The sequence below is a fragment of the Escherichia sp. E.sYA108 genome (assembly GCF_011754335.1).
Classification (GTDB): Bacteria; Pseudomonadota; Gammaproteobacteria; order Enterobacterales; family Enterobacteriaceae; genus Escherichia; species Escherichia coli.
The window spans coordinates 2,227,132-2,243,350 of sequence record NZ_JAAQVZ010000001.1; the positions used below are offsets into that span (position 1 = coordinate 2,227,132).

The window sequence follows — 16,219 nt, forward strand, 5'->3', positions numbered from 1 at the left end:
TGTAATAAGAATTAACATTAATCTTAACCCATGATGGGAATGATCTTGAGCATTAACGCATTTAATGCTTATTTTAATAGGCTGGCAGTTCCAGGTAAGACAACCAAGTGATTATATAATGAACAAAGCAGAATTTTACGCGGATTTAAATCGCGACTTTAACGCGCTGATGGCGGGAGAAACCAGTTTTCTGGCAACGCTTGCGAACACCAGTGCGTTGTTATATGAGCGTCTCACTGACGTAAACTGGGCAGGTTTTTATTTGCTTGAGGACGATACACTGGTGCTCGGACCATTTCAGGGCAAAATTGCCTGTGTCCGGATACCCGTTGGGCGCGGCGTATGCGGCACTGCGGTTGCCCGCAATCAAGTGCAGCGTATCGAGGATGTTCACGCGTTTGACGGGCATATTGCCTGTGATGCGGCGAGTAATTCTGAAATTGTTCTGCCACTGGTGGTGAAAAATCAGATTATTGGTGTTCTCGACATCGATAGTACCGTCTTCGGTCGCTTTACAGACGAGGATGAGCAAGGCTTACGTCAGCTTGTGGCACAGCTTGAAAAAGTGCTTGCAACGACGGATTACAAAAAATTCTTTGCGAGCGTCGCAGGATAATCAACGGATAACGTAGCATTTACTGATAGCGTCATTATAATGACGCCTGTTCATGCCTGCGCTTGTTGGCTACGTCCGTTGTAATCAGGAAATTTCATGGAAAATCAACCTAAGTTGAATAGCAGTAAAGAAGTAATCGCGTTTCTGGCCGAACGTTTTCCCCACTGTTTCAGTGCGGAAGGTGAAGCGCGTCCGCTGAAAATCGGTATTTTTCAGGATTTGGTCGATCGTGTTGCCGGGGAAATGAACCTGAGCAAAACGCAATTGCGATCCGCTTTACGTCTCTACACTTCGAGCTGGCGTTATCTTTACGGTGTTAAACCCGGCGCAACACGTGTCGATCTTGACGGCAACCCATGCGGTGAGCTGGACGAGCAACATGTCGAGCATGCTCGCAAGCAGCTTGAAGAAGCGAAAGCGCGTGTTCAGGCACAGCGTGCTGAACAGCAAGCGAAAAAACGCGAAGCTGCCGCAGCTGCTGGTGAGAAAGAAGACGCACCGCGCCGCGAACGCAAGCCACGTCCGACCACGCCACGCCGCAAAGAAGGCGCTGAACGTAAACCTCGTTCGCAAAAGCCGGTAGAGAAAGCGCCAAAAACAGTAAAAGCACCTCGCGAAGAACAGCACACCCCGGTTTCTGACATTTCAGCTCTGACTGTCGGACAAGCCCTGAAGGTGAAAGCGGGTCAAAACGCGATGGATGCCACCGTATTAGAAATCACCAAAGACGGCGTCCGCGTCCAGCTGAATTCGGGTATGTCTTTGATTGTGCGCGCAGAACACCTGGTGTTCTGAAACGGAGGCCGGGCCAGGCATGAACATGTTTTTTAGGCTTACCGCGTTAGCTGGCCTGCTTGCAATAGCAGGCCAGACCTTCGCTGTAGAAGATATCACGCGTGCTGATCAAATTCCGGTATTAAAGGAAGAGACGCAGCATGCGACGGTGAGTGAGCGCGTAACGTCGCGCTTCACCCGTTCTCATTATCGCCAGTTCGACCTCGATCAGGCATTTTCGGCCAAAATCTTTGACCGCTACCTGAATCTGCTCGATTACAGCCACAATGTGCTGCTGGCAAGCGATGTTGAACAGTTCGCGAAAAAGAAAACTGAGTTAGGCGATGAACTGCGTTCAGGTAAACTCGACGTTTTCTACGATCTCTACAATCTGGCGCAAAAGCGCCGTTTTGAACGTTACCAGTACGCTTTGTCGGTACTGGAAAAGCCGATGGATTTCACCGGCAACGACACTTATAACCTTGACCGCAGCAAAGCGCCCTGGCCGAAAAACGAGGCTGAGTTGAACGCGCTGTGGGACAGTAAAGTCAAATTCGACGAGTTAAGCCTGAAGCTGACAGGAAAAACGGATAAGGAAATTCGTGAAACCCTGACTCGCCGCTACAAATTTGCCATTCGTCGTCTGGCGCAAACCAACAGCGAAGATGTTTTCTCGCTGGCAATGACGGCGTTTGCACGTGAAATCGACCCGCATACCAACTATCTTTCCCCGCGTAATACCGAACAGTTCAACACTGAAATGAGTTTGTCGCTGGAAGGTATTGGCGCAGTGCTGCAAATGGATGATGACTACACCGTTATCAATTCGATGGTGGCAGGAGGTCCGGCAGCGAAGAGCAAAGCTATCAGCGTTGGTGACAAAATTGTCGGTGTTGGTCAAACAGGCAAGCCGATGGTTGACGTGATTGGCTGGCGTCTTGATGATGTGGTGGCCTTAATTAAAGGGCCTAAGGGCAGTAAGGTTCGTCTGGAAATTTTACCTGCTGGTAAAGGGACCAAGACCCGTACGGTAACGTTGACCCGTGAACGTATTCGTCTCGAAGACCGCGCGGTTAAAATGTCGGTGAAGACCGTCGGTAAAGAGAAAGTCGGCGTGCTGGATATTCCGGGCTTCTATGTAGGTTTGACAGACGATGTCAAAGTGCAATTGCAGAAACTGGAAAAACAGAATGTCAGCAGTGTGATTATCGACCTGCGTAGCAATGGTGGTGGGGCGTTGACTGAAGCCGTATCGCTCTCCGGTCTGTTCATTCCATCCGGCCCGATTGTTCAGGTCCGCGATAACAACGGCAAGGTTCGTGAAGACAGCGACACCGACGGACAGGTCTTCTATAAAGGCCCGCTGGTGGTGCTGGTTGACCGCTTCAGTGCTTCGGCTTCAGAAATCTTTGCCGCGGCAATGCAGGATTACGGTCGTGCCCTGGTTGTGGGTGAACCGACATTTGGTAAAGGCACCGTTCAGCAGTACCGTTCATTAAACCGTATTTACGATCAGATGTTACGTCCTGAATGGCCAGCGCTGGGTTCTGTGCAGTACACGATCCAGAAATTCTATCGCGTTAACGGCGGCAGTACGCAACGTAAAGGCGTAACGCCAGACATCATCATGCCGACGGGTAATGAAGAAACGGAAACGGGTGAGAAATTCGAAGATAACGCGCTGCCGTGGGATAGCATTGATGCCGCGACTTATGTGAAATCAGGAGATTTAACGGCCTTTGAACCGGAGCTGCTGAAGGAACATAATGCGCGTATCGCGAAAGATCCTGAGTTCCAGAACATCATGAAGGATATCGCGCGCTTCAACGCTATGAAGGACAAGCGCAATATCGTTTCTCTGAATTACGCTGTGCGTGAGAAAGAGAATAATGAAGATGATGCGACGCGTCTGGCGCGTTTGAACGAACGCTTTAAACGCGAAGGTAAACCGGAGTTGAAGAAACTGGATGATCTACCGAAAGATTACCAGGAGCCAGATCCTTATCTGGATGAGACGGTGAATATCGCACTCGATCTGGCGAAGCTTGAAAAAGCCAGACCCGCGGAACAACCCGCTCCCGTCAAGTAATATCAATCAGGCACAAGAAATTGTGCCTGATTTTTTAACAGCGGCAAGATGCCGTAAATCAGATGCTACAAAATGTAAAGTTGTGTCTTTCTGGTGACTTACGCACTATCCAGACTTGAAAATAGTCGCGTAACCCATACGATGTGGGTATCGCATATTGCGTTTTGTTAAACTGAGGTAAAAAGAAAATTATGATGCGAATCGCGCTCTTCCTGCTAACGAACCTGGCCGTAATGGTCGTTTTCGGGCTGGTACTGAGCCTGACAGGGATACAGTCGAGCAGCGTTCAGGGGCTGATGATCATGGCCTTGCTGTTCGGTTTTGGTGGTTCCTTCGTTTCGCTTCTGATGTCCAAATGGATGGCATTACGATCTGTTGGCGGGGAAGTGATCGAGCAACCGCGTAACGAAAGGGAACGTTGGCTGGTCAATACTGTAGCAACCCAGGCTCGTCAGGCGGGGATCGCTATGCCGCAAGTGGCTATCTACCATGCGCCGGACATCAATGCTTTTGCAACCGGTGCGCGCCGTGATGCCTCTCTGGTTGCTGTCAGCACCGGTTTGCTGCAGAACATGAGCCCGGATGAAGCCGAGGCGGTAATTGCTCACGAAATCAGCCACATCGCCAATGGTGATATGGTCACCATGACGCTGATTCAGGGCGTGGTGAACACCTTCGTTATCTTTATTTCCCGTATTCTGGCGCAGCTTGCCGCGGGTTTTATGGGCGGAAACCGTGATGAAGGTGAAGAGAGCAACGGCAACCCGCTGATCTACTTTGCGGTTGCAACGGTTCTGGAACTGGTGTTTGGTATTCTGGCGAGCATTATCACCATGTGGTTCTCGCGTCATCGTGAATTCCACGCCGATGCGGGTTCAGCAAAACTGGTTGGTCGCGAGAAAATGATTGCTGCATTGCAGCGCCTGAAAACCAGCTATGAACCGCAAGAAGCAACCAGCATGATGGCTTTCTGCATTAACGGGAAGTCGAAATCGCTCAGTGAGTTGTTCATGACTCACCCGCCGCTGGATAAACGTATTGAAGCTCTGCGTACGGGTGAATACCTGAAGTAATATGAAGTAAATACTAAAAAGCGCGTCCTGATCGACGCGCTTTTTTTATGCCCTGGATCGTGGCTGAGTGATACGTAAACCACTGACACAGGCAGCAATCACTGCCAGAATAGCCGCAGCTATCAGCGAGACGTGCGTACCATTATCACCAAACTGATTTAGCATCAGCGCTACCAGAGCCGCGCCGCTACTCTGACCCAGAAGACGAGCCGTCCCTAACATGCCACTGGCTCCACCGCTACGTTCGCGAGGAGCGGAGGTAATAATGGTGTGGTTATTGGGTGACTGGAACAAGCCAAATCCAGCACCACATAAGATCATCGGCCAGATAATATTGATATCCGCAGGTGACGCTGGCAGCAGAACCAGGGAAAAAAGCCCCGCAGCCATGATGAATAACCCTAAAGCACCCAGCAATCCTGCATGTACGCGTTCAATCAAATAGCCTGCCAGTGGAGCCATCACCATCGTTGCTAACGGCCACGGTGTCAGAAGTAAACCTGTTTCGACTTCACTACGCCCGAGCACGGTTTGCAGGTAAAAGGGCAGGGAAACCATTGCCAGCATTTGTGCGCAGAAAGAGCAAACAGATGTGCAAATAGAAAGTGAAAACAGCGGGATACGCAGTAAATCCACCGGTAGCAGCGGTACGGGAAGAGAAAGCTGGCGGCGAATAAAGAAAATACCAACGACAACCATTACCACCAGTTCCGCACCAATCAATGTCAGCGATTGCCCCTGAGCGAAACCACTCAACGCAGTGATAAGCAGGCCGAAGGTTAACGCGTTCATCACGGCGCTGGGCAGGTCGAAACGGGGTTTACTGGCGCGAGAACCATTGGGTGGCAGAAAACGCATTGCCAGAAGCAGGGCGATAATTCCCAACGGTACGTTGATTAAAAATAACCATTTCCAGGATGCGATGGAGAGGATTGCTGCAGCAATTGTCGGCCCGGCAGCAGAAGAGACGGCAACAATAAACGAGTTTATGCCCATCCCTCTACCCAGAAAACGTTGTGGATAGATCAGGCGGATAAGTGCGGTATTAACGCTCATCAACGCTGCACCGCCGAAACCTTGTATGACACGCGCAAGGGTGAGCATTTGCAGCGAATCAGAAAGGGCGCAGAACAGTGAAGACAACAGAAAAACGACCAGACCGCATTTATAAATACGTCGATAGCCAAACATATCGCCCAGAAACGAAAACGAGAGCAGGGAGATGACAATGGCGATTTGATAGGCGTTCACTACCCAGATGGAACTGGCCGGCGTGGCATGAAGGTCCGTAGCGATTGTTGGCAAGGCGACGTTGGCGATTGCGCCGTCAAGGACAGCCATCGAAATACCAATCACAATGGTTAATATCGCACCGTATCGCAGGGGCAATGGCAGGCCGTCGGCCTGAACTTTTGGCATAGGAATTTTATATCTTTGGTGAATAATCAACAGGGGTATGATTCTAGCACTGATATTCACGGTGGATGTCGCAGAATTGTAACTAACCGGCAAAAGATGGATTGCGACCACCCAGGTGCGAAATTATAATAAAAAACAGTTCTGATTTTTATAAAACACTCGCAATGAGGTGATAAATGGCTAACGCAGATCTGGATAAACAGCCTGATTCTGTATCTTCCGTGCTAAAAGTTTTTGGCATTTTGCAGGCGCTGGGTGAAGAGCGCGAAATAGGGATAACCGAGTTGTCGCAGCGCGTCATGATGTCAAAAAGCACCGTTTATCGCTTTTTACAGACCATGAAAACTTTAGGTTATGTGGCGCAGGAAGGGGAGTCGGAGAAATATTCGCTGACCCTGAAATTGTTCGAACTGGGCGCTCGCGCGTTGCAAAACGTCGATTTAATTCGTAGCGCAGATATCCAGATGCGTGAGATCTCCCGCCTGACCAAAGAAACTATCCACCTCGGCGCACTGGACGAAGACAGTATTGTTTACATCCACAAAATTGACTCAATGTACAATTTGCGCATGTATTCACGGATTGGGCGTCGTAATCCGCTGTACAGCACCGCGATTGGTAAGGTACTGCTGGCATGGCGCGATCGCGATGAAGTGATGCAAATTCTTGAGGGCGTGGAGTATAAACGCAGTACCGAGCGGACCATCACCAGTACAGAAGCGTTATTACCCGTTCTGGACCAGGTGCGCGAGCAGGGGTATGGCGAAGATAATGAAGAGCAGGAAGAAGGACTGCGTTGCATTGCGGTTCCGGTATTTGATCGCTTTGGCGTGGTCATTGCCGGTCTGAGCATCTCCTTCCCGACGTTGCGTTTCTCTGAAGAGCGTTTACAGGAATATGTCGCAATGTTGCATACCGCGGCGCGCAAAATTTCTGCCCAAATGGGTTATCACGACTATCCGTTCTGAGGAGAGTAAGAACCTGTCTGAATATCAAACAGACAGGTTCTTTATTTAGCATGAGAAAAATAAAGTTGAAGGTGGCGTTATATTAAACGCACTTGCGATAAGAATATTTTACTCATGAGTGAGAATCTGGTTATTTATTATCCTTAACCATTATCGACCACAATATTGCTTTTACGTAACAACGGGCAATCTGTTATCCCCAGAAAACCACTTTTAGTGTGCAGGTATTGTACCGTGCTGGTGCCTCTGGCGGTCAGATAGGTACATTGTAAACCTAATCCCGCGGCATTCTCTTTGCTTCCAATCAAAACGCCATATCCGCTGAGTAATAATCCTATCCATACCAGCGCTATCAGCATAACTGTGCGAATGATGAATCGCATTACAACCTCTTCTCTTTTTATGTTCGCTTAATCGTAGCGGCAATATGCGCTGAAGCAAGCGACTCATTCCGAAAAAGCACGAATATCGACATAGTTAGGCGCTGTTTAACTAACGCATGCTAGTTTAATGACATAAGGTAGGTGAAACGGAGATTGGAGTGAAAAAGTTTCGATGGGTCGCTCTGGTTGTCGTGGTGTTGGCGTGCTTGCTGCTTTGGGCGCAGGTATTCAACATGATGTGCGATCAGGATGTACAATTTTTCAGCGGAATTTGTGCCATTAACCAGTTTATCCCGTGGTGATATCATTTTTTCAGCACTAGATTTTCTTCCTCTCCAGCAGTGGTAGAATAGCGCCTCTACTCAGAGGTGGTGAAATGAACGAAGTTGTAAATTCAGGCGTGATGAACATTGCGTCTTTGGTTGTATCGGTGGTGGTTCTTCTTATCGGGCTCATCTTGTGGTTTTTTATCAATCGTGCCAGTTCACGGACTAACGAACAGATTGAACTGCTTGAGGCGTTGCTGGATCAGCAAAAACGTCAAAATGCACTGTTACGTCGTTTGTGCGAAGCAAACGAACCTGAGAAAGCAGATAAAAAGACCGTTGAGAGTCAAAAATCGGTTGAAGACGAAGATATTATTCGTCTGGTCGCCGAACGATAATCCTTCCTCAATCTTGAGTAACCCCGTCGTTGAAGGGTTACTCAATTCATGCTGATTATACGCACTGTCATGGTGCAACTGCTTCAAATTAAAACTCTGGTCTGACTTCAAATAATTATCATATTATTTATTTGCGTAACGGGATATCAGAAAAAGATATTTACCCCATTAATTTATTAGGATGTTTACATCGAATTTGTGATTAAGTGTGGTATTATTTATTAGCGAAACGTTTCTCTCTTGATTTTTTTACTCATTCATCAATTTTTCTTATTTTAAATTTACAATACCTTTGGAGATTGACTTCTCTTTGGGGTAATTGATAGCCGTTAACTGACTGTTTTATGAGAAAAAGTGATATAACTTTTTATTCATTGCATAGTAGAAAATGTGATATTGCACGCACTATGTAATAACTTCTCCCACAGGCCTGGAACAACTGAACTTATTGAACTATGTTAGAAAATACGTCAGTTTAAGTATCTGCCTGAACTGGCAAGGTTAAGCACAATGATATATCGGCGCGTATTCCGTTGCATAAGTGTGCAAAAAAAGTGGAAGACGTATCGAGATTTGTGCGTCTGATCGAGACATGTTTAAAAATGGCTTGCCATAATTAACGTTGTATGTGATAACAGATTTCGGGTTAAACGAGGTACAGTTCTGTTTATGTGTGGCATTTTCAGTAAAGAAGTCCTGAGTAAACACGTTGACGTTGAATACCGCTTCTCTGCCGAGCCTTATATTGGTGCCTCATGCAGTAATGTGTCAGTTTTATCTATGTTATGCCTGCGGGCGAAGAAAACAATCTAAGGAATTTTTCAAATGGCAAAGATTAAAGGTCAGGTTAAGTGGTTCAACGAGTCTAAAGGTTTTGGCTTCATTACTCCGGCTGATGGCAGCAAAGATGTGTTCGTACACTTCTCCGCTATCCAGGGTAATGGCTTCAAAACTCTGGCTGAAGGTCAGAACGTTGAGTTCGAAATTCAGGACGGTCAGAAAGGTCCGGCAGCTGTTAACGTAACAGCTATCTGATCGAATCCACTGATCTGAAGTGTGAATACGCTTCAATCTCGCTATAAAGCCTCGTCGAATGCGAGGCTTTTTACTTTGTTTTATCTTCGCTCCAGTCGTTCGGATATTTGCCCGCCGCATGATTCGCGTTACACTTGCGGCCTTTAGTATCCTGCCGGAGTTGTCATGTCGTTTTCCTGTCCACTTTGCCATCAGCCTCTTTCGCGTGAAAAAAACAGCTATATCTGTCCCCAGCGACATCAGTTTGATATGGCGAAAGAAGGGTATGTCAATCTGCTGCCCGTTCAGCATAAACGGTCTCGTGATCCGGGCGACAGCGCGGAAATGATGCAAGCACGCCGCGCATTCTTAGATGCCGGACATTATCAGCCGCTGCGTGATGCAATTGTCGGCCAACTGCGGGAACGGCTTGATGAAAAGGCCGCGGCGGTGCTGGATATTGGCTGTGGTGAAGGGTATTACACACACGCATTTGCTGATGCGTTGCCCGAAATCACCACGTTTGGCCTGGATGTCTCGAAGGTAGCGATAAAAGCGGCGGCGAAACGCTATCCGCAGGTCACTTTTTGTGTCGCTTCCAGCCACCGTTTGCCGTTTTCCGATACCAGTATGGACGCCATAATACGTATTTACGCGCCGTGTAAAGCAGAAGAATTAGTGCGAGTAGTGAAGCCCGGCGGTTGGGTCATTACTGCCACGCCGGGACCGAGACACTTAATGGAGCTGAAGGGGCTGATTTACAATGAAGTACATCTTCATGCACCTCATGCAGAACAACTGAAAGGTTTTACATTACAGCAGAGTGATGAGTTGTGTTATCTGATGCGTCTTCGCGGTGATGAAGCCGTCGCATTATTGCAGATGACGCCGTTTGCCTGGCGTGCGAAGCCTGAAGTCTGGCAAGCACTGGCAGCAAAAGAAGTGTTCGACTGCCAGACGGACTTTAATATTCACCTCTGGCAGCGTTCTTATTAACCGTGGAAGTGCGTCCAGAGGATCTGGACGCCAATACCGATCAGTACCAGCCCGCCGAGAATTTCCGCTTTTTTCCCAATAATTGAGCCGATAAAGCGACCAACCATCATCCCTAATGTCGACATAATCAAGGTTGCACAACCAATGGCCAATGCGGTCGCGATAATGTTAACCTGCAGGAAAGCAAGACCAACACCCACAGCCATGGCATCCAAGCTGGTGGCAATCGCGGTGGTTACCAGTAACCAGAAACCGTGTCGACGGCGCGGTTCTTCATCTTCATCATCTGCGCCACGAAAACCCTCAATAATCATTCGCCCGCCGAGAAATATCAGCAGCACAAACGCAATCCAGTGGTTCCATTCAAGGACAAACCGGCTGGCTAACATGCCCATTCCCCAGCCGATCAGCGGCGTCAGGGTTTCGACGGCACCAAAAATAAGGCCGGTTCGCAATGCTTCAGAAAATTTCGGTTTATGGAGGGTGGCACCTTTACCGATTGATGCAGCAAAGGCATCCATCGACATACCAAACGCAAGAAGAACAGTAGCAGTGATATTCATGACAACGTCCTGACCGGGGTATCCATAAAACACATCATCGCCCCCAGCAAACATGCATACATGAACAACAAGCCGCGATGGTTTTCGCGTTCATGCAGGCATAGCGATTGATGTGCATATGGTCTCGCCTGACTGAAAGTGTTCAGTCCGTACGTGCCACGTTTTGCAACGAGTATGTTGACACGTACATTTCCGGAATCTGGAAATCGGCTACTCCCCAAATGAGGGCGCAACCTTAACATATTTTGAGAATATAAAACAACTGTTGGAATATATTATTTCATTGCTTTATTGATAACGATTTTCATTTAGATTTATATATCAATGAAACGTTAAAATAAATAACAAATAAGGGAAGAGGTAATATAGCCTAAGCTATGTCTGATTATTAAAAATACACTAAACATAGCTTTGGCTAAATTCATAACTTATTGAGTTGAAACGAGAAGCTTATAAATTTTTTCCAGATCGTCGATATTTCGAACGCGGATTAACAGCCGGCGCTGTTCTAATTGCATCACCAACACGCCATCTTCCGACAAGTTCATCGCTTTGATTCGGCTATATTCAATCCAGACATTGGCGAAGAAAAAACCTTTTTGTTTAAAGATGATCTTCGGAACGCGGATCCAGAATATATAAAAACCCATCAGAGCCAGTGCACTTAATAACCATGTTGTTATTAGCGCGCCATGATTCGTGACGTTGTTATAGATAAGAATGACAATCAATCCGACGAAGATAACGCTATCGATGCGACCACGCCGGAGCAAAGGAATTGCCAGCAGGGTGGGGCCGTTACGGCGGGGCATGATGAACTGATCGTAGATCGCGAAGGCCAGGAGTGCGGCGATGAAAAGAATCAGTACCAGGTCCGTGATTGTCATTAATCCTCCAGATAAAAAAACGGGGCCAAAAGGCCCCGGTAGTGTACAACAGTCTTACAGTCCCAGCAGGCCGCAAGCGTAACCAGCGATACCGATGACGAAGAAGCCAACGATGATCCACAGCGGGTTAACTTTTTTGCGCAACAGCCACATACAAGCAAAGGTCAGCAGCAGTGGTACCAGGCCTGGCATTAACTGGTCAAGAATAGTCTGGACAGTGGTAACGTGTTCTTTGCCCGTCTGGTCAGTAATGCGAGAGACAACCAGCGGGATGTTGACATGCGTCCACTTGTTAACTAATGCCCCCATGACAAACAGGCCGAGGATAGACGCCCCTTCCGTCAGTTTTTGCAGGAAGCCACCACCCATATCTTTAACGATATCGATACCTTTGGAGTAACCATACGCTACGCCGTAGTAACGGGTTGCCAGACGCACCAGGTTAAACAAGATGAAGAACAGCAGCGGACCTAACAGGCTGCCGCTCATTGCGATACCGGCCCCCAGTGCTGCAAATACCGGACGTACGGTTCCCCAGAAGATCGGGTCGCCTACACCAGCCAGCGGCCCCATCAAACCGACTTTGATACCGTTGATAGCACCGTCATCGATCTCTGCGCCATTAGCACGCTGTTCTTCCAGCGCCAGGGTTACGCCGAGAATCGGCGCAGCCACGAACGGCTGGGTGTTAAAGAACTCCAGGTGACGGCGAATAGCTTGTTTACGAGCTTCGTTGTTCTCAGGGTAGAGGCGACGAATTGCTGGTACCATAGAGAAGCAGAAACCCAGTGCCTGCATACGTTCGAAGTTCCATGAACCCTGGAAGAGGTTAGAACGCAGGAAGACGCCACGAATATCACTTTGAGTGAGTTTTTTCTCGGTGGTAGTTTGAGTTGTATCAACCATTTCGCTCACCTGTTAGTCCAGTTCGTTATCGAGATCGTTGTTACCAGCTGCCTGAGCAGGCGCACCGGCTACGCGGTTGTATTTCGGGCTAAGTTGGATGTAGAGCACTGCCATAACAGTACCAATCACACCCAGAGCAACCAGGTTAAAGTTGGTGAATGCTGCGGTTACGAAGCCGAGGTAGAAGAACGGCATCAGGTAGCCAGCACGCATCATGTTGATAACCATCGCATAACCAACCACCACGATCATGCCACCGGCGATATTCAGACCATTGGTCACCACTTCCGGAATCGCATTCAGCATGTTCTGGACTTCGCTGGTACCAACAGACAGGGCAACGATGACGGCCGGAATAGCCACACGCATTGCTTGCAGGAACAGAGAAGAAACGTGGATCCAGGAAATCGCTGTCAGGTTGCCGTTATCAGCAGCCTTATCCGCAGCGTGCTGGAAAGCAACGGTGATAGTACGAACGATGATGGTCAGTACCTGGCCCGCAGCGGCCAGAGGGATTGCCAGTGCGATACCTGCACCAATGCTCTGATGACCTGCGATAACCAGAATAGTAGAAATGATGGAAGCCAGAGCGGCGTCAGGCGCAACTGCAGCACCGATGTTCATCCAGCCCAGCGCGATCATTTCCAGCGTACCACCGATAATAATACCGGTTTTCATATCGCCAAGAACGATACCCACCAGGGTACACGCGATTAGCGGACGGTGAAACTGAAATTCATCGAGGATTGATCCCATACCTGCGATACAGGCTACGATAAATACCAGCACAATTTGAAGAGTGGTAATCTCCATTGTACTTCTCCTGTTTACGTAAGACTTAAGTGTGAAAACTGAGTGATAATCAACACAATACGTTACTTATCGATTTTGCTGATCAGATCCATCATTTTCAGTTTCGGATCGGTGGAAACCTTACGGACTTCCAGCTCAATACCGCGCGCATTCAGTTTCTTGAACGCCTCGATATCTTTTTCATCAACCGAAACCGCGTTATTCACCTGGGTTTTACCCTGACGGAATGCCATACCACCGACGTTAACAGAGGTGATTTTCACGCCGCCTTCAACGAGACGCTCTACATCTGTTGGGTTGGTAAATAACAGCATTACGCGTTCGCCAGCATATTTCGGGTTGTTGTAGACGCGAATCATTTTGGCAACATCAACTACGTGTGCTGTTACGCCCGGAGGTGCAACCTGGGTGAGCAGTGTCTTACGAACGGTATCCGCAGCCACTTCATCACTAACAACAATAATACGGGAGACATTGGTTTCTTTGGTCCAGCGGGTGGCGACCTGACCGTGAATCAGACGGTCGTCGATACGAGCAAGGCCAATAACCATGTAGTCGTTTGGTCCCATTGGTTTTGCCGGAGTTGGAGCCGCTTTTGGTGCTGCGGCAGCGGGTGCTGGCGCGGCTTTTTCAACCGGTTTGGCTTTCAGTGCTTTCACGCCTTCACGGCCTGTTTCTACTGCCAGCGCCACCAGTTCATCAAAGCTTGGGTCATCATCACGGGCCATTAACGTTTCCACGAGCATTGGAATGTTAACGCCTGCAATGACTTCATAATGCTCTTTGTCGACGACAATGCGGCTGGCAGCATTGAACGGGCTGCCTCCCCATGTATCAACGAGAAACAGCACGCCTTTAGTGGTGTCGAGTTTTGCCAACTGAGCGTTGTACTTTTCAATCAGCGTTTCGGCATTTTCACCTGGAACGAAATCGATCCAGCCGACGTTTTCCTGCTCGCCTAACAGCATTTCTGCCGTTTTAAGCAACTGCTCTGCAGCCCAACCATGTGTGCCTATAACAATAGCAATGGTCACTTGCTACCTCCTTTATTATCGTTAACACCTCAACGTGCCAGATGTATTTTTGAATCGTCGTCCACAATCGAATCGATTCAGATAAGGGCTACAACCAAAAACCCCTGCGTTTCGCGATTTATTTTAGATATCGAAAAAATTATTTTATGTGATGAAGATCCGTAATTTAACTTTCGATTAGCAGAAATTTCGAAAGGTAAAATATCCTTGTCACATTCGTTTGCAAAGGAAGGTAAATCTTTGCCAAATCAGAGGCGTCTCTGATATGTTTAACTCCTGTTTAACAACCATGGAGTATAGGGCAGTAGCCCGCAGTATGGATCGTCACCGACGTCATTTCAGCATCAGGCCTTTTAACGCCTGTCTTTCTGGCACTTTATGCCGCACCTTTCGTTTGCATTTTGTCGTTACGCCTGCATTATTTCTGGCGTCGAATAGCTATTCCTTAAGCAGGAGCTTGTCATGGAATTCTTAATGGACCCCTCGATTTGGGCGGGGCTACTCACGCTTGTTGTTCTCGAAATTGTGCTGGGTATCGATAACCTGGTCTTCATCGCCATTCTTGCTGACAAACTGCCGCCAAAACAACGCGATAAAGCGCGTTTGCTGGGATTATCACTGGCGCTGATTATGCGTCTGGGGCTGCTGTCGCTGATTTCATGGATGGTCACGCTGACCAAACCGCTATTTACCGTCATGGATTTCTCCTTCTCCGGACGCGACCTGATTATGTTGTTCGGGGGCATATTCTTGCTGTTCAAAGCAACAACTGAACTGCATGAACGGCTGGAAAACCGCGATCATGATTCCGGCCACGGTAAAGGCTACGCCAGTTTCTGGGTGGTCGTCACACAGATTGTCATCCTTGACGCCGTCTTCTCGTTGGATGCGGTAATTACTGCAGTAGGGATGGTTAACCATTTGCCGGTGATGATGGCGGCGGTAGTGATTGCGATGGCGGTTATGCTGCTGGCATCAAAACCGCTGACGCGATTCGTTAACCAGCACCCCACGGTGGTGGTGCTCTGTCTGAGCTTCCTGTTAATGATTGGTCTGAGTCTGGTGGCAGAAGGTTTCGGTTTCCACATTCCGAAAGGTTACCTGTATGCCGCGATTGGCTTCTCGATCATCATCGAAGTGTTTAACCAGATTGCGCGTCGCAACTTTATTCGTCACCAGTCGACTTTGCCGCTGCGAGCGCGTACTGCCGATGCGATTCTCCGTTTGATGGGCGGGAAACGTCAGGCCAATGTTCAGCACGATGCCGATAACCCGATGCCGATGCCGATCCCGGAAGGTGCGTTTGCCGAAGAAGAACGTTACATGATTAACGGCGTACTGACGCTGGCGTCGCGTTCTCTGCGCGGGATCATGACGCCGCGCGGTGAAATAAGCTGGGTTGATGCTAATCTCGGGGTCGATGAAATCCGCGAGCAGCTGCTCTCCTCACCGCACAGTTTGTTCCCGGTATGTCGCGGTGAACTGGATGAAATTATCGGCATCGTACGTGCTAAAGAACTGCTGGTGGCGCTGGAAGAGGGAGTTGATGTGGCGGCGATAGCTTCGGCGTCTCCGGCGATTATCGTCCCGGAAACCCTCGATCCGATCAACCTGCTGGGCGTGCTGCGTCGTGCTCGCGGGAGCTTTGTTATCGTGACCAACGAGTTTGGTGTGGTACAAGGTCTGGTCACGCCGCTGGATGTGCTTGAAGCCATTGCGGGTGAATTCCCGGACGCTGACGAAACGCCGGAAATCATTACCGACGGTGACGGCTGGCTGGTAAAAGGCGGTACAGATTTGCATGCCTTGCAGCAGGCGCTTGATGTTGAGCACCTTGCCGATGACGATGATATCGCGACGGTCGCGGGCCTCGTGATTTCGGCAAATGGTCACATTCCCCGTGTGGGCGATGTGATTGATGTAGGGCCACTGCATATCACCATCATTGAAGCCAATGATTATCGTGTTGATCTGGTTCGCATTGTTAAAGAGCAACCGGCGCACGATGAAGATGAGTAAG

Annotated in this window: 19 protein-coding genes; 12 read left to right on the forward strand and 7 right to left on the reverse strand. The window is 48.7% G+C overall.

Annotated elements, in window-relative coordinates:
- Positions 1–118: 118 nt before the first annotated feature.
- From msrC to htpX, 4 genes are all read left to right on the forward strand, one after another.
- Complete coding sequence (gene msrC / locus HBM92_RS10370) at positions 119–616, forward strand: L-methionine (R)-S-oxide reductase (RefSeq protein WP_001029106.1); 498 nt, start codon at positions 119–121, stop codon at positions 614–616.
- A gap of 96 nt (positions 617–712) precedes the next feature.
- Positions 713–1,411: an RNA chaperone ProQ gene (proQ, locus tag HBM92_RS10375; RefSeq protein ID WP_000431376.1), complete on the forward strand. Its 699-nt coding sequence runs from the start codon at positions 713–715 to the stop codon at positions 1,409–1,411.
- A 19-nt stretch (positions 1,412–1,430) separates the two neighbouring features.
- On the forward strand, positions 1,431–3,479 hold the full coding sequence (prc, locus tag HBM92_RS10380) for a carboxy terminal-processing peptidase (protein WP_001055794.1): 2,049 nt from the start codon (positions 1,431–1,433) through the stop codon (positions 3,477–3,479).
- A 191-nt stretch (positions 3,480–3,670) separates the two neighbouring features.
- The gene (gene htpX, locus HBM92_RS10385; protein ID WP_000984517.1) at positions 3,671–4,552 is read left to right on the forward strand and encodes a protease HtpX; all 882 of its coding nucleotides are present in this window, start codon (positions 3,671–3,673) and stop codon (positions 4,550–4,552) included.
- A 45-nt stretch (positions 4,553–4,597) separates the two neighbouring features.
- On the opposite strand, the gene HBM92_RS10390 is transcribed toward htpX, so the two are convergent.
- Positions 4,598–5,971: an MFS transporter gene (locus tag HBM92_RS10390; RefSeq protein WP_001296135.1), complete on the reverse strand. Its 1,374-nt coding sequence runs from the start codon at positions 5,969–5,971 to the stop codon at positions 4,598–4,600.
- Positions 5,972–6,147: 176 nt separating this feature from the next.
- On the opposite strand from HBM92_RS10390, the gene kdgR reads away from it, so the two are divergent.
- On the forward strand, positions 6,148–6,939 hold the full coding sequence (gene kdgR, locus HBM92_RS10395; RefSeq protein ID WP_001262188.1) for a DNA-binding transcriptional regulator KdgR: 792 nt from the start codon (positions 6,148–6,150) through the stop codon (positions 6,937–6,939).
- Between the two features lie 143 nt (positions 6,940–7,082).
- Here kdgR and HBM92_RS10400 read toward each other — a convergent pair whose 3' ends face one another.
- Positions 7,083–7,322 (reverse strand): YobH family protein, encoded by a 240-nt coding sequence (locus HBM92_RS10400; RefSeq protein WP_001211011.1) that lies wholly within the window; start codon positions 7,320–7,322, stop codon positions 7,083–7,085.
- A gap of 158 nt (positions 7,323–7,480) precedes the next feature.
- Between HBM92_RS10400 and mgrB the strand changes: the two genes are divergently transcribed.
- The 5 genes from mgrB (at position 7,481) to rlmA (ending at position 9,996) form a co-directional block, all read left to right on the forward strand.
- The gene (mgrB, locus tag HBM92_RS10405) at positions 7,481–7,624 is read left to right on the forward strand and encodes a PhoP/PhoQ regulator MgrB (protein WP_000714544.1); all 144 of its coding nucleotides are present in this window, start codon (positions 7,481–7,483) and stop codon (positions 7,622–7,624) included.
- A gap of 74 nt (positions 7,625–7,698) precedes the next feature.
- Positions 7,699–7,986, forward strand: a complete 288-nt coding sequence (locus HBM92_RS10410) for a YebO family protein (protein WP_001006866.1) — start codon at positions 7,699–7,701, stop codon at positions 7,984–7,986.
- Positions 7,987–8,655: 669 nt separating this feature from the next.
- Entirely contained in the window at positions 8,656–8,799 is a 144-nt protein-coding gene (locus HBM92_RS10415) for a DUF2627 domain-containing protein (RefSeq protein WP_001295496.1), read from the forward strand.
- Between the two features lie 12 nt (positions 8,800–8,811).
- Complete coding sequence (gene cspE, locus HBM92_RS10420) at positions 8,812–9,021, forward strand: transcription antiterminator/RNA stability regulator CspE (protein ID WP_001062678.1); 210 nt, start codon at positions 8,812–8,814, stop codon at positions 9,019–9,021.
- Between the two features lie 165 nt (positions 9,022–9,186).
- Entirely contained in the window at positions 9,187–9,996 is an 810-nt protein-coding gene (gene rlmA / locus HBM92_RS10425; protein ID WP_000010139.1) for a 23S rRNA (guanine(745)-N(1))-methyltransferase, read from the forward strand.
- On the opposite strand, the gene mntP is transcribed toward rlmA, so the two are convergent.
- The 5 genes from mntP to manX all read right to left on the reverse strand — a co-directional run bounded on the left by mntP (position 9,993) and on the right by manX (position 14,199).
- The gene (gene mntP, locus HBM92_RS10430; protein ID WP_001296134.1) at positions 9,993–10,559 is read right to left on the reverse strand and encodes a manganese efflux pump MntP; all 567 of its coding nucleotides are present in this window, start codon (positions 10,557–10,559) and stop codon (positions 9,993–9,995) included. The two genes, rlmA and mntP, sit on opposite strands and share 4 nt — an antisense overlap.
- 428 nt (positions 10,560–10,987) lie before the next feature.
- Positions 10,988–11,446 (reverse strand): DUF986 family protein, encoded by a 459-nt coding sequence (locus HBM92_RS10435; protein WP_000156255.1) that lies wholly within the window; start codon positions 11,444–11,446, stop codon positions 10,988–10,990.
- A gap of 54 nt (positions 11,447–11,500) precedes the next feature.
- Positions 11,501–12,352, reverse strand: coding sequence for a PTS mannose transporter subunit IID (manZ, locus tag HBM92_RS10440; RefSeq protein WP_000228655.1), 852 nt, complete (start codon positions 12,350–12,352; stop codon positions 11,501–11,503).
- Between the two features lie 12 nt (positions 12,353–12,364).
- Positions 12,365–13,165 carry a PTS mannose transporter subunit IIC gene (manY, locus tag HBM92_RS10445; RefSeq protein ID WP_000406926.1) on the reverse strand — a complete coding sequence of 267 codons (801 nt, stop codon included), beginning with the start codon at positions 13,163–13,165 and terminating at the stop codon, positions 12,365–12,367.
- A 62-nt stretch (positions 13,166–13,227) separates the two neighbouring features.
- Entirely contained in the window at positions 13,228–14,199 is a 972-nt protein-coding gene (manX, locus tag HBM92_RS10450; RefSeq protein WP_000150543.1) for a PTS mannose transporter subunit IIAB, read from the reverse strand.
- A gap of 316 nt (positions 14,200–14,515) precedes the next feature.
- Here manX and HBM92_RS25595 point away from each other — a divergent pair, with 316 nt between their 5' ends.
- Together HBM92_RS25595 and yoaE are read left to right on the forward strand one after the other, a co-directional pair.
- Positions 14,516–14,674: a protein YoaL gene (locus HBM92_RS25595; protein WP_001327808.1), complete on the forward strand. Its 159-nt coding sequence runs from the start codon at positions 14,516–14,518 to the stop codon at positions 14,672–14,674.
- Complete coding sequence (gene yoaE, locus HBM92_RS10455) at positions 14,662–16,218, forward strand: CNNM family cation transport protein YoaE (protein ID WP_000394983.1); 1,557 nt, start codon at positions 14,662–14,664, stop codon at positions 16,216–16,218. The genes HBM92_RS25595 and yoaE overlap by 13 nt, the downstream gene beginning before the upstream one ends.
- Position 16,219 lies beyond the last annotated feature (1 nt).